Below are 16,182 nucleotides of genomic sequence, written 5' to 3'. Positions count from 1 at the left end.
TTATAAGCCTTTAATTACAGAGTATTATCGGCAGCCACTCGCCGGACTTGAGCTGATCAGAACAGATTATCAATATTCATACTGTAGGTTTTGCTCACCTTGTCGCTTATCGATTTCATCTGCTGGATCATATTGGTGAGTTTACGGGCATAGTGGGGATCGGTGGCATAGCCCGCGTCCTGTAGGGCCTGTGCCCCCTGTTCAGCACTCGCGGCGGTCGTCACGGCGGCGTAGCGCGGGTTACGTGTTAATAGCCCAACGTAATCCGACAATGCTTCAAGATACGAGCGGTAAACCCGAAACTTCGCTTTTACTTTCTTCGCTTCGCCGTTTTCATATTCAGTCGTGGTGATTTCAGTAACTGGCCCTTTCCAGTTGCCAGAGGCTTTGACGCCAAACAGGTTGTAGCTCGGCTCACCGTTTTCACGGCGGATTTGCCGTTGACCCCAGCCAGATTCCAGCGCAGCCTGGGCAAGAATCAAATGATGCGGCACACCGCTTTGCTGGCTTGCCAGTTGGGCGGGTAACGAGAGTTGCGCGAGAAACGCTTTACTATCGCCCGGCAGCGAATCATCGTAATTACGCGGTACGGCCTTTTGCACCAACTGCGAAAACATCTGATTTTGATAACGCGCCACGGTTTCGAGCGAGAATTTCATCGGTGCCGCGGGTTGTGCTTCATCTGGCAATGGTTGTGCCGGAGTCATCTGTTCAACCATCATCTCCGCCAGTCCCAGACCTTTACCTGCCGTCATCTGCTGGGCAATCTGTTGATCATACATGCTGGTGTAAAGGCGAGTGTGTTCGCTACTGAACAGCCCCTCCTTTGGCAAGGCTTCACGCATGCTTTTCAGCATCATCTGCACGAACATCCCTTCCACCTGGCGAGCGACCGGACGAATATTCGCCGCTGGATCTTCGCCTGCTTTCGCTTTCAGTTCGTTGAGCGATTGTGCATCCCAGGCGGCACTCGCCAGTAGTTTGCCGTCGCTAATCATCAGATGATTTCCAGTTTTGCCCGCAGACATCCTGCGCTTTGCATTGATTGCAAAATAGACATCAGATCCATCGGCGTAGCGCCGAGCGCATTAAGCGCACGCACTACATTATTAAGACTGGCGCTGGAACGTACACTTTGCAGCGAACCGCCGCTCTGGCGTAAATCGATCTGGGTTTGTGGAGTCACCACGGTCTGCCCGCCGCCAAACGGTGTATCTGGCTGGCTGACATTAGCCTGACGGTTTACCGTAACCGAGAGATTGCCCTGCGCTACTGCGCAACTGTCGAGGGTCACTTCGCGATTCATTACCACCGATCCGGTGCGCGAGTTAATAATCACTTTGGCGTCCTGTGGGGTGACATTAACCGGCATATTCTGAATATCAGCAAGGAAACGCACCTGGGAGCTGTTACCACTCGGCACGCGCACCTGAACAGTACGCGCATCTAACGCCATAGCGCTGCCATAGCCGCGCACACGGTTGATGATGTCAGCGATTTGTTGCGCCATCGTGAAATCTTCGTCATTAAGCTGCAAATTGAGGGTATTCCCAACGCCAAACTGGCTGGGCAATTCACGCTCGATAACCGCACCGTTGGTGATCCGTCCACCGTTAAGCTGGTTAACCTGGACACTGCTTCCCCCTGCAGATGCCCCTGCGCCGCCAACCAGAATATTGCCCTGCGCCAGCGCATATACCTGGCTATCGACACCCTTAAGCGGCGTCATCAGCAACGTACCGCCACGCAGACTTTTGGCATTTCCCATGGAAGAGACCACCACGTCAATGGTTTGCCCCTGACGTCCAAATGGTGGAAGTGATGCTGTCACCATTACCGCTGCGACGTTTTTTAACTGCATATTGGTGCCAGCTGGAACAGTAATACCCAACTGTGAAAGCATGTTATTAAGCGTTTGGGTCGTAAACGGCGTCTGGGTTGTCTGGTCACCCGTACCGTCCAGCCCCACCACCAGCCCGTAACCAATTAGCGAGTTTTGCCGTACTCCCTGTACGCTGGTGAGATCGCGGATCCGATCGGCCTGTACCACTGTCGCCGTCAGCAGAAGAATGAATGCAGAGAGAAATTTAATCACCACAGCCTCACTTACATTGGCGACAGGTTAAGGAAGAAACGCTGCAACCAGCCCATATTTTGCGCTTCGTTAATGTAGCCATTACCTACGTATTCAATGCGCGCATCCGCCACCTGAGTAGACGGCACAGTGTTGCTGCCGCTGATGGTGCGCGGATTAACAACACCAGAAAAACGAATAAATTCAGTGCCCTGATTAATGGCGATCTGTTTTTCACCCACCACATGCAGATTGCCGTTAACCAGCACTTGATCCACGGTTACGGTCAACGTACCGCTAAAAGTATTACTGGCATTGGCGCCGCCTTTACCGTTGAAGCTATTGCCCCCGGATGCATCAACATCAGCGCGGGCATTGCCAAACAGGCCCTGCAAATAGCGCGGCACGGTATCAAAGCCGAAACTGGTTTTGCCATCGCGACTGGCATTAGCGGACGAGCTTTTACTGGCGCTAACGTTTTCCTGCAACACGATAGTCAGTGTGTCACCGATATTGCGGGGTCGACGATCTTCAAACAGAGGTTGATAGCCATAGTTAATCGGCTGAGCAGACTGAAAAATGGAGCCGTTGGCGATGGGCGTCGGACCGGGCACCGGTTGTGCACTGGTCGGCCCCTGTACCAGCGGCGTGGACGGTATCCAGGCACAACCGGACAGAGAGAGCGCCAACAAGCTGGAAATGGCGTATACGCGCGCAGCGTTTTTATGCATGGCTATCATCTTCAAAAATCAGTAATCCGGTGGGAACTTTCCACCGGTTATGCCTTAGAGTTGCGTCAGTTTTTGCAGCATCTGATCGGTGGTAGATACCGCTTTACTGTTGATTTCGTAAGCACGCTGTACCTGGATCATGTTGACCAGCTCTTCCGCCACGTTGACGTTAGACGTTTCAACATACCCTTGATACAACAGCCCCGCGCCGTTCAGGCCCGGTGTGCTTTCATTCGGCGCGCCGGAGGATTGCGTTTCGCTGTAGAGATTTTCGCCAATGCTCTCCAGCCCGGTATCATTCATAAAAGTGGTGAGATTGAGCTGCCCGACCTGAACCGGAGCGGCCTGGCCTTGCTGGGTAACGCTGACCACGCCATCACGACCAATGGTAATGCTTAACGCATTCGCCGGAATGGTGATTGCTGGTTGCACCTGAAAACCGCCCGCCGTCACCAGTTGCCCATTTTGATCCACCTGGAAAGATCCATCGCGGGTATAGGCCGATGAACCATCCGGCAGCATCACCTGGAAAAAGCCCTGTCCTTTAATTGCCACATCTTTGCTGTTATTGGTTTGCGACAGGTTGCCCTGACTGTGTAAGCGTTCAGTGGCGACCGGACGCACCCCCGTACCAATTTGTAACCCGGAGGGTAAAGTGGTTTGTTCGGAAGACTGCGCCCCAGGCTGGCGAATAGTTTGATAAAGCAAATCTTCAAACACCGCTCGCTGGCGCTTAAAACCGTTGGTACTGACGTTTGCCAGATTATTGGCAATGACGTCCATATTGGTTTGCTGGGCGTCAAGACCCGTTTTGGCGATCCATAATGAACTGTTCATAAAGTGTCCTGTTGTGGAGTGCTGACAAAGTGCATATGTCTTCTTGCCGGATACGGCCTACAATGTCTTGTAAACTCAATATATTGCGACGCAACCTGTAGGCCCGATAAGCTTGCGCATCGGGCAACGTATGTTTGTCATTTATCCTTGCAATTAACTCATCGACAGCAGTTGGTTGGCGCGGCTTGCGTTATCATCGACGCTGCTTATTACCTTCATCTGCATTTCAAAACGCCGCGCACTGGCAATCATGTCGCTCATCGCCGAAACGGCATTGACGTTGCTACCTTCCAGCACGCCCGATATTACCCGTAACGTCGGGTCAGCCTGCAGCACAGATCCACGCGTGACCTGACTTTCCACGCTTAAACGGAACATCCCGTCATCACCACGCTGCACTTCACTGCCCTGGGCTTTCACCAGTTTTAATTTTCCGACTGGCGCGACGGTATTTGCCGGGTCGCCCGGATTGAGCGCCGAAATGGTACCATCGGCCGCGATGGTGATTTCTGCCCCTTCCGGCACAGCAATCGGGCCTGCCTCGCCAATTACCGGATGCCCCTGAATCGTCAGTTGGCCGCCAGGATCAACCTGAATATTGCCGTTACGCGTATACCCCTCGCTACCCTCGGCGGTCTGCACGACCAGCCAGCCGTCCTGCTGTAATGCGACATCCAGCGGACGCGAGGTGTAATCCATCTTGCCGGGCGTCATATCTGCTCCCGGCGTAGAGGCCGTCACCAGCGTGCGCGTCGGCAGGGAAAGCCCTTCAACGGGCACTGCACGCAAGGCGTTTAACTGGGCGCGAAAACCGGGCGTGGAGGCATTGGCCAGATTACTGGCAGTCACCGCCTGTTGATTCAACGTCTGGCTGGCAGCGCCCATCGCGGTATAGATTGCGTGATCCATTAAGCTATCCCGTCAGCGATTAGCGTAAGTTAACCAGTGTGTTAAGGATCTGGTCCTGCGTTTTGATGGTCTGGGCGTTAGACTGATAGTTACGTTGGGCAACGATCATATTGACCAGCTCTTTACTGAGATCGACGTTAGACGCTTCCAGCGCACCATTGGTCAACGCGCCAAAATTGCCGGTTCCTGCAGTTCCCAATAGCGCCACGCCAGAAGATTGCGTCGCAGACCAGACGTTGTCACCTTCTGATGCCAGGCCTTCATTGTTGGCGAAATTAGCCAGCACAATCTGCCCCAGCAGTTGGGTTTGTTCGTTGGAATAGTTGCCTACCACGGCGCCATCATCATTGATTTGGTAACTCACCAGATCGCCCGGTTTGTAGCCGTTCTGGGTGGTTGCCACAATGTTGTTAGCACCGGTGTTTTGCTGCATGGAGTTGAGGAAGCTAAGGGAGAATATTGCAGGATCGGCACCATTAATAGCGCCAGTCTTGATATTTGCTATCTCTCCCTTAACTAATACGCCATTGGCATTAAATTCCAGCGTGGTCGCCAGATCTGCTTTGCTTGCTGTATCGCTGCTATCCTGAGTGTAAACATCCCAGTTATTATCCCCGGTCTTCACAAAGTAGATTCTCATATCATGAGCATTGCCCTGGCTATCGAAAACCGTCACCGAGCCTTTTTTGTTATAGCTATCGGCATTCGTGACATCGAACGTTTTAACGGTGGGAAGCAGATCGCTGGAGTTCAGGTTAATCTGCATTGACGCCGTGGTGGTGTTTTTTGCCGCCATGAGTGTATTCGGAATCGAAATATTGGTTGGATTCACGCCTTGCTGAATAGTCGGCGGCGTGCCGGTTGCCGGATATCCCGTCAACTGCAAACCTTGCATATTCACCAGGTTGCGGTTTTCATCAAGTTTGAACTGCCCGTTACGGCTGTAAAACACCGAACCGTTGCTGTCTACCAGACGGAAAAAACCGTTCTGGCTGATAGCCACGTCCAGACCACGCCCGGTGTTGGTGGTGGTGCCATCGGTAAAATCCTGGGTAATTCCGGCAACCTTTACCCCCAGACCGACTTTAGAACCGGCAAACATATCAGCAAAAGAGGCCGTGCCGGATTTAAAGCCATAAGTGGCGGAGTTGGCGATATTGTTGCCAATAACATCGAGGTTGGTGGCGGCAGCGTTTAATCCACTCACCGCTTGAGAAAAGGCCATGACTGACTCCTGAAATGTGAAGGCTTAAATGATCTGCCGTACTTCGTCGAGGGGGGTAGTACCGTAAGTGCCGAGATCCAGCGTGTTACCGTTATTGTCGCGGATCACCCCCTGCACCAGAGCAAACTGCAGTGGCTGAACAACCCGTTGTGTGCCGCCGTTACTGGCGCTGATCGCGACGTTATAAGCACCGTTTGGCGCAGTGGCGCCGTCGGTCAACGTGCCATCCCAGGTAAAGCTGTGGACTCCAGCACTCAGTTCACCGATATCGATAGTACGGACAACTGCGCCGTTTTTATCGGTGATGGTGGCGGTCACTTTATCCGCGGCCTGTTGCAGTTCAACGCCAAACGGCGTGGTGGTCGTCACGGCCCCTTCGTCACTGCCGGTTCCAACAAGAACGGTGGTACCGGGGATCATGACGCCGTGACCAATCAGGTTGCTGGCCTGTAGCGACTGGCTGTTATCAATCTGCCCGGAAATCGAACCAAGTGTGGTGTTGAGCTTTTCAATTCCGCTGACCGTGCTAATTTGCGCCAGTTGCGATGTCAGCTCATTGTTTTCCATTGGATTGGTTGGGTCCTGGTTTTTCAGTTGCGCCACCAGCAACGTCAGAAAACTGCTTTGTAAATCCGCAGAATTGCTGCCCGTAATCGAACTACTGCTGGTGGTGCTGACGCCGATATTTGTCGGATCGGTGGTGGTCACCGCAATGGACATGACTTTCTCCTTTATTGACCGAGCGTGAGGGTTTTCAGCATCATGCTTTTCACCGTATTAAGCACTTCAACGTTAGCCTGATAGCTGCGCGACGCCGACATGGTATTAACCATCTCGCCTACCACATCGACGTTTGGCATTTTCACGTAGCCCTTCGCATCCGCCAGCGGATTACCCGGTTCATAGACCCATTTGTCTGGTGCCTGACTTTCAATCACGCCAGCCACTTTAACGCCGCCTGTCGCAGCCCCTGGAGCGGCGTTCACCTGAAACACCACCTGTTTTGCCCGATACGGTTGACCATCGGGACCAGTCACGCTATCGGCATTCGCCAGATTACTGGCCGCCACGTTCAGACGCTGAGACTGGGCGGTTAACGCCGACCCGGCAATATCAAAAATATTCAGCAGTGCCATCCGTTAATTTCCGCTCTGTAAAACATTCATCACGCCTTTGATTTGGCTACTCAACGCGCTAAGGCTCATCTGGTATTGCAGGCTGTTATCGGCAAACTGGGTACGTTCGCGATCCATATCAACGGTATTACCGTCCAGAGAAGGCTGGTCCGGGATCCGGTATTGCAATTCTGCAGAAGGAGGCGTCAGCACCTGCGCCGGAATGTGCTGCGTCGAAGTCAACGTCAGGGCGACCACGCGGGTTTCATCCCGTCCACGTTGCATGACTCTTTTAAGTTCACTGGCAAAATCGATATCGCGCGCCTGATAACCGGGGGTATCGGCATTGGCGATATTTGCCGCCAGCACTTCCTGACGCTGGGCGCGCAGATTGAGCGCCTCTTGTTGAAAACGTAAGGCGGCGTCGAGTTTATCGAGCATATCTCCTCCGCAGGTATCAAAATTCTGCCATCAGATTAAATGCCTTTACGCGCGTGTTATCGGCAGAATAAACGCAAAATAGCTCGCTATTTATGCCGTTGATGGTCATTGCACACAGGTACAATTCAGTCGGTCAAAATGGCTGGAGGCAAAGATGCTGACAATCAGGCGTGGCGTGGCAATCATCGCGATGCTGTTCAGTCCGTGGAGTACGGCGGGCAATCTCACATCGCAATTGCAAACCTTTTTTGCAGCACAACTGGCAGGCTTGAGTGATGAAGTACGAGTGTCCATTCGCACGGCGCCAAATCTACTGCCGCCATGCGAGCAACCGTCGCTTTCCCTGCTCAATCATGCCCGCCTGTGGGGCAATGTGAATGTGCTGGCACGTTGCGGTAACGACAGGCGATATTTGCAAGTCAATGTGCAGGCTACGGGGAATTATGTGATCGCCGCGATGCCGATTATGCGGGGCGGGAAGTTAGAAGCCGGTAGCGTCAAATTGAAGCGCGGGCGGCTGGACACCCTACCGCCGCGCACCGTGCTAGATGTAAATCAATTAGCTGATGCCGTCAGTCTGCGCGATCTGTCGCCCGATCAGCCTATACAGCTCCCCCTGTTGCGCCAGGTCTGGCGGGTAAAAGCGGGACAACGCGTCAACGTCATCGCCAGCGGCGATGGGTTTAGCGCCAATGCCGAGGGTCAGGCGCTGAACAATGCCGGCGTCGCGCAAAATGCGCGGGTACGCATGGTTTCAGGCCGGGTGGTCAGTGGCGTTGTTGATGCAGATGGGAATATTCTTATAAACCTGTAAGCAGTTAAAGATTGCCCGCCCTTTGCCGATAAATAAGCAACATATGATAAAAGCGCCCTCAATGAGGAATAAACCATGAGTATTGACCGCACTTCCCCTCTGAAGCCCATAAGTACCGTTCAGCCACGCGAAACCACTGACACGCCGGTAACGAATACCCGCGCGGCAAAAACGACTGCCGCCACCAGCACCAGTGTGACGTTAAGCGATGCACAAGCAAAACTGATGCAGCCCGGCTGCAGTGATATCAATCTTGAACGTGTCGAAGCGTTAAAACTGGCGATTCATAATGGTGAGCTAAAAATGGACACCGGCAAAATTGCCGATGCGCTGATCAGCGAAGCACAGCAAGACTTGCTGAGTAACTGATTATATGACGCGTCTTGCAGAGATCCTCAATCAGATGTTCGCTGTGCTTAATGATCTCAAAACGGTAATGGATCAAGAGCAGCAACATCTCTCTATGGGGCAAATCAACGGCAGCCAGTTGCAATGGATAACAGAACAAAAAAGCTCGCTGTTGGCGACGCTGGATTATCTCGAACAGTTACGCAAGCAGGAATCGAATGCAGGAAATAGCGTTGATACGACACAACGCTGGCAGGAAATGACTGAGAAAACACAGCAACTGCGCCAGTTAAATCAACATAACGGCTGGTTACTGGAAGGACAGATTGAGCGCAATAAACAGGCGCTGGAAATGTTGAAACCACATCAGGAACCCACGCTGTACGGGGCAAACGGTCAAACCTCAACGTCCCACCGCGGCGGTAAAAAGATTTCTATCTGAAGATTTTCTCCGGCCTGCAATGCAGGCCGGAATTCAGTATTAAGCCGTACGACGAGCAAACTCTTTGACTTTAAAGCCCAGCACCGCCAGCGCGGCAAAGTACGCGGCTGCCCCTGCAATAACAACTGCCATCAGACGCAGTAATCGCCAGAGCATGGAGCCCAATGACCAGTCCGGCATGATGTGCAACATACCTAAAAGCACGCCAGACATAACCAGAACGGCCACCACCAGACGCAACAGAAACGCTATCCAGCCGGGTTGCGGGGTAAAGATTTTCTGCTTACGCAATTGCCAGTAAAGCAACGAAGCATTCAAACAAGCTGCCAGACCAATGGACAGCGACAGTCCGGCATGTTTCAACGGCCCGATAAACGCAAGGTTCATCAATTGCGTCAAAATCAGCGTGACGATGGCAATTTTCACCGGCGTTTTAATGTCCTGGCGAGAATAAAAGCCCGGCGCCAGCACTTTCACCACAATCAGACCAATCAACCCCACCGAATAAGCAATCAACGCCCGCTGGGTCATCAACGCGTCAAAGGCAGTAAATTTGCCGTACTGGAACAGTGAAACGGTCAACGGACCGGAAAGGATACCCAATGCCACAGCACTTGGCAGCGCCAGCAGAAAACAAAGACGCAGGCCCCAGTCCATCAAACGGTTGTATTCATCGTGATTACCGCTGGCAAAACTTTTCGACAGCGATGGCAGCAAAATGGTCCCCAGCGCCACGCCCAGCACGCCAGACGGGAACTCCATTAAACGGTCGGCGTAGTACATCCACGATACGGAACCAGAGGCAAGAAACGAGGCAAATATGGTGTTGATGATTAAAGAAATCTGGCTCACAGAGACGCCAAGAATCGCCGGCCCCATCTGTTTCACCACGCGCATCGCCCCGGCATCACGGAAGTTAATACGCGGCAGAACCAGCATACCAATTTTCTTCAGGTGCGGTAGCTGATACACCAGTTGCAGGATACCGCCGACCGTAACGGCCCACGCCAGCGCCAGCACCGGCGGATTAAAGTACGGCGCAGCAAATAGCGCAAAACCAATCATGCTGATGTTAAGTAACGTCGGAGCAAATGCCGGAATCGAGAAACGGTTCCAGGTATTCAGAATCGCCCCCACCAGCGACGCCAGAGAGATTAGCAAGATATAGGGGAAAGTAATGCGTAAAAGTTGTACGGTCAGCGCAAATTTTCCCGGGTCGGTATGATACCAACCGGGCGAAGTCGCCAGGATAACCCATGGCGCAGCGAGCATACCTGCGACCGTTACAACTGCCAGCGCCAGCGTCAGAAGACCGGAGATATAAGAGACAAAGACTCGCGAGGCATCTTCACCCTGCTTACTTTTATATTCCGCCAGAATAGGCACAAATGCCTGGGAGAAAGCCCCTTCGGCAAAAATACGACGCAGTAAATTAGGAAGTTTAAAAGCAACGAAGAAGGCGTCGGTTGCCATCCCTGCGCCAAATATTCTGGCGACAATTGCGTCACGTGCAAAGCCAAGCACGCGAGAAAACATGGTCATCGAGCTGACGGCAGCCAGCGATTTTAATAAATTCATCGGTGTTCTAATCCAGACCCTCGGGCAAAACGCCTGCAACGCAGACGCTGAAAGAGGCGAATAGTCTACCTGGATTATGATGAATTGCTACCGTCAGATGTTACAGGGTTTATTCGCTCATTGCGTCGCGCCAGATCCTGTCAACAACGCGTTGCGCCAGCACCGCTTGTTCTCCAGCAGTTTGCGGAACTGTTTGATTTTGCACACATTCGATGAAGTGCCGTGCACAACCGACAAATCCTCGCTGCTCGAGGGTGCTCTGCCAGCCTGGAATCGGTTTATGCACCACGCCCTGCCCGCGCTCCTCACGCCACTCGCGCATATCCGTAATGTCGATAAGCGCACCGTCAGTCACGGCCAGCATGGCTTCGCGCTGACTTCCCGCACGGCGATGCATACAGGTGGTGATCTGCAAAGGGCCTGCTGAAAAATGATGCTCAGCAAACAGCATTTCACCCGCGTCGTTAGTCAGTAGCGTGCCACCATCCAGGACAGCTTTGCCACCAGATAGCCACAGCGCGGTATCCACCACATGCAGATAATCATCCAGCAATGTGAAATACAGATCGTGTGGCCCGACGTTATCGGCGCGATGTTTATCCATTCTTAGCGAGGCGGCAGTCGTAAGTTGTGTTTTTAACTCACAATAGAGCGGAGCGAAACGACGGTTAAAGCCGACCATTAGCGTCAGTTTTTTCCGTGCGGCCAGCTCCACCAGGCGCTCAGCATCGCGCAAATTTTCCGCCAGCGGTTTATCGACACAAACATGTACGCCCGCGTTTAATAGTGCGCTAACCACCGCAAAGTGGCTGGCAGTACTGGAATGCACAAAAACCGCATCACAACAGGCGGCAACGCTGGATAACGAATCGGCATAAGGAATACGCCAGCTTTCACAAATTGGCAGGGCTTTCTCACGCGTTGGCGACCACGCACCTTGCAACGTCCAGTCAGACGCAGCCGCCAACACCGGCAACCACGCTTTTTGTGCGATACCGCCTAATCCCACCACGCCGATACGTATTTTTTTCACGTTAATCTCCCGGATGGACCAGCAACGAATCAAGACGCTGTTTCAGTTCTGCCACTTCGATTTCCAGGGCTTCGACGCGGGCCTGTAAATCACCGTCAACCGCTTTCGACGTTTCCGTTACCACAGGATTATCATCCACCTCGCCACTGAAAAGATGCATATAGCGGCTTTCGCGCTTACCTGGTTCACGAGCCAGGCGGACCACAAAAGGCCCCTCTTCGCGATTCGCCAGTTGTTCCAGCGTGGACTCCACTTCCGCCATGTCGCTGAATTCATACATCCGCGCGGCACGGCTGCGCAGCTCGCCTGGCGTCTGGGCACCGCGTAGCAACAACGTGGTTACCAACGCCACTTCCGCCGCGCTCAGTTTCAGGTCGCCAAACTCCGAGTTGCAGAAACGCTGTTCATATTTGGTAACCCGATTACCAAAACCACTCACTGTACGCAGGTAATGACGTTTCACCAGATTATCCAGTTGCTCCTGCACCTCGGATTCACTCAGGTTCATTACCGGTTCGCGGTTCGTTTTCTGATTACAGGCCGTCACTACGCCATTCACGGAGAGAGGGTACTGCTCCGGCGTCGTCACCTGTTTTTCTAATAAACAACCAATCACGCGGGCTTCCAGTGCAGTAAGTTGATACTTCATGAAATTCTCCTTAGCGGCCAGGCGTCCAGTCTGGGGTGGTTAATGCAGTCAGCACGTGATCGCGCCATTGCCCATCAATCAACAGATAATCTTTCGCATAGCCTTCTTTTTCAAATCCCAGCCGCGCCAGTAAATCACCGCTGCGTTTATTGTGCGGCATGTAGTTGGCCATAATGCGATGAATATGTTGGGTACGCTGCATATAGCGAATGGCGGCGGTGAGGGCTTCAAACATTAGCCCTTTACCCTGCCATTTTTGCCCGATCGAATAACCGAGATAGCAGGCGTGAAAAGATCCGCGTACAACATTCGAAAAATTAGCTACGCCTATAATCTCTTTCTCGTCAGGATCAAATAAGCCAAAGTAGAATGCAGAACCTTGTTTATGAAATTCGTTGATCATACCTAGCCTGGCCTGCCAGCCAGAAGGATAGCAGTGGCTTTCGTCGCGCACCGGCTCCCAGGGCTTGAGAAAATGACGATTCTCTGCGTAATAATCCGCCAGACGCCAGGCATCACGATCATGCACCAGACGCACGACCAGTCGGTCCGTGGTTAAGCGCACTTTTGGCACGTTACTGCGATAGCCAAACATTCTATACCTACTCCTTCCCGTAACGTCTTTAATACGCTGTAAGTATTACTATACCTGCACAACCAGACCCTGTGAAAAGTCCAAAAGAGCATTTTCTGCATTATTCACATATTTGATAAAAACTCTCTATCAAAGCGGCGTTTTGATAAAAAAATATTGTCCCCGAACCGATGGGAAAAGTCTTAACATCAATGCAGAATAGAAAGTGCTCATCTTTTATTTCCCGGGAGGGGAAATGTCGCGCGTGTCGCAGGCGAGGAACCTGGGTAAATATTTCCTCCTCATTGATAACATGCTGGTTGTGTTGGGGTTCTTTGTTGTCTTCCCGCTGATCTCTATCCGCTTCGTGGATCAAATGGGTTGGGCCGCCGTCATGGTCGGTATTGCCCTCGGCCTGCGTCAGTTTATTCAGCAAGGTCTGGGTATTTTCGGCGGCGCTATCGCCGACCGTTTTGGTGCAAAACCAATGATTGTTACTGGTATGCTGATGCGTGCCGCCGGATTCGCCACGATGGGGATCGCCCACGAACCCTGGCTGCTGTGGTTTTCCTGCTTTCTCTCGGGCCTTGGCGGCACGTTGTTTGATCCCCCTCGTTCAGCGCTGGTGGTCAAACTGATCCGCCCAGAGCAACGCGGTCGTTTTTTCTCCCTGTTGATGATGCAAGACAGTGCTGGTGCGGTCATTGGTGCCTTGTTGGGCAGTTGGTTGTTGCAATATGACTTTCGTCTGGTCTGCGCCACAGGGGCGATTTTGTTTGTACTGTGTGCGGCATTTAACGCCTGGTTATTACCCGCCTGGAAACTCTCCACCGTGCGCACACCGGTCCGTGAAGGGATGGCGTGCGTAATGCGCGATAAACGTTTTGTTACCTATGTCCTGACGCTGGCGGGCTACTATATGCTGGCCGTTCAGGTGATGTTAATGCTGCCGATTATGGTTAACGACGTCGCCGGAGCGCCTTCTGCTGTTAAATGGATGTATGCTATTGAAGCATGTCTGTCGTTAACGTTGCTCTACCCTATCGCCCGCTGGAGCGAAAAACGTTTTCGCCTGGAGCACCGACTGATGGCCGGGCTACTGGTAATGTCGTTAAGCATGATGCCAGTCGGCATGGTCAGCAGCCTGCAACAACTCTTCACCCTGATTTGCCTGTTTTATATCGGATCGATCATTGCCGAACCTGCACGTGAAACCCTTAGCGCCTCACTGGCTGATGCCCGGGCACGCGGTAGCTATATGGGATTTAGTCGTCTGGGGCTGGCAATTGGCGGCGCTATCGGTTATATCGGCGGCGGTTGGTTATTTGATCTGGGAAAATCGGCGCAACAGCCGGAACTACCGTGGATGATGTTGGGCATCATTGGCATCATCACTTTTCTTGCGCTGGGTTGGCAATTTAGCCAAAAACGCGCCGCGCGTCGGTTACTGGAACGCGATGCCTGAAAAATACCGTCAAACAAGCGTCATTCAATTTGCTATCATCAATAGCGATGTCATCCTGACCAGTCTGGCGCGGACTGTCTCAGTTTTAAGTTTTTTCTGCTGGCGGGATTAACGCTGGTAGCACATGCTGCGTTGTGTCAGGATATTGACGCAGATTTCATGTCGAGGATTACCATGAACAAATTTTTATTTGCCGCTGCACTCATCATCAGCGGCCTGCTCGTTGGCTGTAATCAACTCACCCAGTACACCATTAGTGAACAAGAAATTAACCAGTCGCTTGAGAAACATAATCAGTTTTCAAAAGATATTGGTTTGCCCGGCGTGGCGGATGTACATATCGTCCTGACGAACCTGGCCAGTCAGATTGGGCGCGAAGAACCGAACAAGATTACTCTAACCGGGGATGCCAATCTGAATATGAACTCTCTGTTCGGCAGCCAGAAAGCAACCATGAAACTGAAGCTGAAAGCACTGCCTGTGTTTGATAAAGAAAAAGGCGCTATCTTCCTGAAAGAGATGGAAGTGGTCAGCTCAGCGGTACAACCGGAGAAAATGCAGACGGTGATGCAAACGCTGCTTCCCTATTTAAATCAGGCATTACGCAACTACTTTAACCAGCAACCAGCTTACATCCTGCGCGAAGATGGCAGCAAAGGTGAAGCAATGGCGAAAAAACTGGCGAAAGGTATTGAGGTGAAACCAGGCGAGATAGTCATTCCATTCACTGATTAATCACGAGGGCGCATTCGCGCCCTTTATTTTTCGTGCAAAGGAAAACGTTTCCGCTTATCCTTTGTGTCCGGCAAAAACATCCCTTCAGCCGGAGCATAGAGATTAATGACAGCACCATCCCAGGTATTAAAGATCCGCCGCCCAGACGACTGGCACCTTCACCTCCGCGATGGCGACATGTTAAAAACTGTCGTGCCATATACCAGCCAAACCTATGGTCGGGCCATCATAATGCCCAATTTGGCTCCGCCCGTAACGACCGTTGAGGCTGCCGTGGCATATCGCCAGCGTATCCTTGACGCCGTACCTGCCGGGCACAATTTCACCCCGCTGATGACCTGTTATTTAACCGATTCGCTGGATCCTAATGAGCTGGAGCGTGGATTTAACGAAGGCGTGTTCACCGCTGCAAAACTTTACCCGGCAAACGCAACCACCAACTCCAGCCACGGTGTGACATCGGTTGACGCAATTATGCCGGTACTTGAGCGCATGGAAAAAATCGGTATGCCGCTACTGGTGCATGGTGAAGTGACACATGCAGATATCGACATTTTTGATCGTGAAGCGCGCTTTATTGAAAGCGTGATGGAACCGCTGCGCCAGCGTCTGACCGCGCTGAAAGTCGTTTTTGAGCACATCACCACCAAAGACGCTGCCGACTATGTTCGTGACGGAAATGAACGACTGGCTGCTACCATCACTCCCCAGCATCTGATGTTTAACCGTAACCATATGCTGGTTGGCGGCGTGCGTCCTCACCTGTACTGCCTGCCGATTCTCAAACGAAACGTGCATCAGCAAGCACTGCGTGAACTGGTCGCCAGTGGTTTTGAACGCGTGTTTCTCGGTACCGATTCTGCGCCGCATGCGCGTCATCGCAAAGAGAGTAGCTGCGGCTGTGCGGGCTGTTTTAATGCGCCTACGGCGCTGAGCAGTTACGCCACCGTCTTTGAAGAGATGAATGCGCTGCAACACTTTGAAGCATTTTGCTCCTTAAACGGGCCGAAATTCTACGGGCTGCCGATCAATGAGTCATTTATTGAACTGGTACGCGAAGAGCAACAAGTTGTTGAGAGTATTGCCCTGACGGATGACACACTGGTGCCTTTCCTGGCTGGGGAAACGGTACGCTGGTCTGTTAAGCAATAAAATATATAGCTGCCTGTTGTCTTTAGGTTATTTTACCTGTATAAATAACCAGTATATTCA

19 protein-coding genes are annotated in these 16,182 nt (G+C 52.3%); 6 read left to right on the top strand and 13 right to left on the bottom strand.

Features of this window, described 5'->3' with window-relative positions; translation table 11 throughout:
* Positions 1 to 56: 56 nt before the first annotated feature.
* The 9 genes from flgJ to flgB all read right to left on the bottom strand — a co-directional run bounded on the left by flgJ (position 57) and on the right by flgB (position 7,332).
* Entirely contained in the window at positions 57 to 998 is a 942-nt protein-coding gene (gene flgJ / locus PS053_RS00975; RefSeq protein ID WP_059257966.1) for a flagellar assembly peptidoglycan hydrolase FlgJ, read from the bottom strand.
* The gene (gene flgI, locus PS053_RS00970; RefSeq protein ID WP_059257964.1) at positions 998 to 2,095 is read right to left on the bottom strand and encodes a flagellar basal body P-ring protein FlgI; all 1,098 of its coding nucleotides are present in this window, start codon (positions 2,093 to 2,095) and stop codon (positions 998 to 1,000) included. Before flgI ends, flgJ begins: the two co-directional genes overlap by 1 nt.
* Before the next feature lie 11 nt (positions 2,096 to 2,106).
* The gene (gene flgH / locus PS053_RS00965) at positions 2,107 to 2,805 is read right to left on the bottom strand and encodes a flagellar basal body L-ring protein FlgH (protein WP_054410822.1); all 699 of its coding nucleotides are present in this window, start codon (positions 2,803 to 2,805) and stop codon (positions 2,107 to 2,109) included.
* Positions 2,806 to 2,859: 54 nt separating this feature from the next.
* On the bottom strand, positions 2,860 to 3,642 hold the full coding sequence (flgG, locus tag PS053_RS00960) for a flagellar basal-body rod protein FlgG (RefSeq protein WP_059257962.1): 783 nt from the start codon (positions 3,640 to 3,642) through the stop codon (positions 2,860 to 2,862).
* 153 nt (positions 3,643 to 3,795) lie between these two features.
* Positions 3,796 to 4,551, bottom strand: coding sequence for a flagellar basal-body rod protein FlgF (gene flgF / locus PS053_RS00955; protein WP_256879465.1), 756 nt, complete (start codon positions 4,549 to 4,551; stop codon positions 3,796 to 3,798).
* A gap of 19 nt (positions 4,552 to 4,570) precedes the next feature.
* Entirely contained in the window at positions 4,571 to 5,776 is a 1,206-nt protein-coding gene (gene flgE, locus PS053_RS00950) for a flagellar hook protein FlgE (RefSeq protein WP_256879466.1), read from the bottom strand.
* Between the two features lie 24 nt (positions 5,777 to 5,800).
* Positions 5,801 to 6,496: a flagellar hook assembly protein FlgD gene (gene flgD / locus PS053_RS00945; protein ID WP_059227667.1), complete on the bottom strand. Its 696-nt coding sequence runs from the start codon at positions 6,494 to 6,496 to the stop codon at positions 5,801 to 5,803.
* A gap of 11 nt (positions 6,497 to 6,507) precedes the next feature.
* Complete coding sequence (flgC, locus tag PS053_RS00940) at positions 6,508 to 6,912, bottom strand: flagellar basal body rod protein FlgC (RefSeq protein WP_059217619.1); 405 nt, start codon at positions 6,910 to 6,912, stop codon at positions 6,508 to 6,510.
* Between the two features lie 3 nt (positions 6,913 to 6,915).
* Positions 6,916 to 7,332 (bottom strand): flagellar basal body rod protein FlgB, encoded by a 417-nt coding sequence (gene flgB / locus PS053_RS00935; protein ID WP_000884709.1) that lies wholly within the window; start codon positions 7,330 to 7,332, stop codon positions 6,916 to 6,918.
* Between the two features lie 154 nt (positions 7,333 to 7,486).
* On the opposite strand from flgB, the gene flgA reads away from it, so the two are divergent.
* From flgA to flgN, 3 genes are all read left to right on the top strand, one after another.
* Positions 7,487 to 8,146 (top strand): flagellar basal body P-ring formation chaperone FlgA, encoded by a 660-nt coding sequence (gene flgA / locus PS053_RS00930; protein ID WP_256879467.1) that lies wholly within the window; start codon positions 7,487 to 7,489, stop codon positions 8,144 to 8,146.
* 75 nt (positions 8,147 to 8,221) lie between these two features.
* Positions 8,222 to 8,515: a flagellar biosynthesis anti-sigma factor FlgM gene (gene flgM / locus PS053_RS00925; protein WP_256879468.1), complete on the top strand. Its 294-nt coding sequence runs from the start codon at positions 8,222 to 8,224 to the stop codon at positions 8,513 to 8,515.
* 4 nt (positions 8,516 to 8,519) lie between these two features.
* Positions 8,520 to 8,936 carry a flagella biosynthesis chaperone FlgN gene (gene flgN, locus PS053_RS00920; protein ID WP_256879469.1) on the top strand — a complete coding sequence of 139 codons (417 nt, stop codon included), beginning with the start codon at positions 8,520 to 8,522 and terminating at the stop codon, positions 8,934 to 8,936.
* Between the two features lie 39 nt (positions 8,937 to 8,975).
* On the opposite strand, the gene murJ is transcribed toward flgN, so the two are convergent.
* The 4 genes from murJ to rimJ all read right to left on the bottom strand — a co-directional run bounded on the left by murJ (position 8,976) and on the right by rimJ (position 12,791).
* Positions 8,976 to 10,514 (bottom strand): murein biosynthesis integral membrane protein MurJ, encoded by a 1,539-nt coding sequence (gene murJ / locus PS053_RS00915; RefSeq protein WP_001050659.1) that lies wholly within the window; start codon positions 10,512 to 10,514, stop codon positions 8,976 to 8,978.
* A 109-nt stretch (positions 10,515 to 10,623) separates the two neighbouring features.
* Positions 10,624 to 11,547 (bottom strand): Gfo/Idh/MocA family protein, encoded by a 924-nt coding sequence (locus PS053_RS00910; protein WP_059227672.1) that lies wholly within the window; start codon positions 11,545 to 11,547, stop codon positions 10,624 to 10,626.
* A 1-nt stretch (position 11,548) separates the two neighbouring features.
* On the bottom strand, positions 11,549 to 12,196 hold the full coding sequence (locus tag PS053_RS00905; RefSeq protein ID WP_113622798.1) for a YceH family protein: 648 nt from the start codon (positions 12,194 to 12,196) through the stop codon (positions 11,549 to 11,551).
* A 10-nt stretch (positions 12,197 to 12,206) separates the two neighbouring features.
* Positions 12,207 to 12,791: a ribosomal protein S5-alanine N-acetyltransferase gene (gene rimJ, locus PS053_RS00900; RefSeq protein WP_000468186.1), complete on the bottom strand. Its 585-nt coding sequence runs from the start codon at positions 12,789 to 12,791 to the stop codon at positions 12,207 to 12,209.
* A gap of 235 nt (positions 12,792 to 13,026) precedes the next feature.
* Here rimJ and mdtH point away from each other — a divergent pair, with 235 nt between their 5' ends.
* The 3 genes from mdtH (at position 13,027) to pyrC (ending at position 16,122) form a co-directional block, all read left to right on the top strand.
* On the top strand, positions 13,027 to 14,235 hold the full coding sequence (gene mdtH / locus PS053_RS00895; protein WP_000092181.1) for a multidrug efflux MFS transporter MdtH: 1,209 nt from the start codon (positions 13,027 to 13,029) through the stop codon (positions 14,233 to 14,235).
* 174 nt (positions 14,236 to 14,409) lie between these two features.
* Entirely contained in the window at positions 14,410 to 14,970 is a 561-nt protein-coding gene (locus tag PS053_RS00890) for a lipoprotein (protein WP_002461965.1), read from the top strand.
* A 105-nt stretch (positions 14,971 to 15,075) separates the two neighbouring features.
* A complete protein-coding gene (gene pyrC / locus PS053_RS00885) occupies positions 15,076 to 16,122 on the top strand; it encodes a dihydroorotase (RefSeq protein ID WP_105197727.1) in 1,047 nt (348 codons plus the stop codon).
* The last annotated feature ends 60 nt before the right edge of the window (positions 16,123 to 16,182 follow it).

Origin of the sequence: Escherichia albertii (genome assembly GCF_028622335.1) — a bacterium.
In the GTDB taxonomy this organism is placed as follows: domain Bacteria; phylum Pseudomonadota; class Gammaproteobacteria; order Enterobacterales; family Enterobacteriaceae; genus Escherichia; species Escherichia albertii.
The sequence above is the reverse complement of the archived record's forward strand: the minus strand, read 5'-3'. Positions and strand labels throughout refer to the sequence as shown.

What these genes read in the sequence shown, in the direction of transcription:
- flgJ (WP_059257966.1), bottom strand. Translation starts at nt 998, where the DNA reads ATGATTAGCGACGGCAAACTACTGGCGAGTGCCGCCTGGGATGCACAA.
- flgH (WP_054410822.1), bottom strand. Translation starts at nt 2,805, where the DNA reads ATGCATAAAAACGCTGCGCGCGTATACGCCATTTCCAGCTTGTTGGCG.
- flgG (WP_059257962.1), bottom strand. Translation starts at nt 3,642, where the DNA reads ATGAACAGTTCATTATGGATCGCCAAAACGGGTCTTGACGCCCAGCAA.
- flgF (WP_256879465.1), bottom strand. Translation starts at nt 4,551, where the DNA reads ATGGATCACGCAATCTATACCGCGATGGGCGCTGCCAGCCAGACGTTG.
- flgE (WP_256879466.1), bottom strand. Translation starts at nt 5,776, where the DNA reads ATGGCCTTTTCTCAAGCGGTGAGTGGATTAAACGCTGCCGCCACCAAC.
- flgD (WP_059227667.1), bottom strand. Translation starts at nt 6,496, where the DNA reads ATGTCCATTGCGGTGACCACCACCGATCCGACAAATATCGGCGTCAGC.
- flgC (WP_059217619.1), bottom strand. Translation starts at nt 6,912, where the DNA reads ATGGCACTGCTGAATATTTTTGATATTGCCGGGTCGGCGTTAACCGCC.
- flgB (WP_000884709.1), bottom strand. Translation starts at nt 7,332, where the DNA reads ATGCTCGATAAACTCGACGCCGCCTTACGTTTTCAACAAGAGGCGCTC.
- flgA (WP_256879467.1), top strand. Translation starts at nt 7,487, where the DNA reads ATGCTGACAATCAGGCGTGGCGTGGCAATCATCGCGATGCTGTTCAGT.
- flgM (WP_256879468.1), top strand. Translation starts at nt 8,222, where the DNA reads ATGAGTATTGACCGCACTTCCCCTCTGAAGCCCATAAGTACCGTTCAG.
- flgN (WP_256879469.1), top strand. Translation starts at nt 8,520, where the DNA reads ATGACGCGTCTTGCAGAGATCCTCAATCAGATGTTCGCTGTGCTTAAT.
- murJ (WP_001050659.1), bottom strand. Translation starts at nt 10,514, where the DNA reads ATGAATTTATTAAAATCGCTGGCTGCCGTCAGCTCGATGACCATGTTT.
- PS053_RS00905 (WP_113622798.1), bottom strand. Translation starts at nt 12,196, where the DNA reads ATGAAGTATCAACTTACTGCACTGGAAGCCCGCGTGATTGGTTGTTTA.
- rimJ (WP_000468186.1), bottom strand. Translation starts at nt 12,791, where the DNA reads ATGTTTGGCTATCGCAGTAACGTGCCAAAAGTGCGCTTAACCACGGAC.
- mdtH (WP_000092181.1), top strand. Translation starts at nt 13,027, where the DNA reads ATGTCGCGCGTGTCGCAGGCGAGGAACCTGGGTAAATATTTCCTCCTC.
- PS053_RS00890 (WP_002461965.1), top strand. Translation starts at nt 14,410, where the DNA reads ATGAACAAATTTTTATTTGCCGCTGCACTCATCATCAGCGGCCTGCTC.
- pyrC (WP_105197727.1), top strand. Translation starts at nt 15,076, where the DNA reads ATGACAGCACCATCCCAGGTATTAAAGATCCGCCGCCCAGACGACTGG.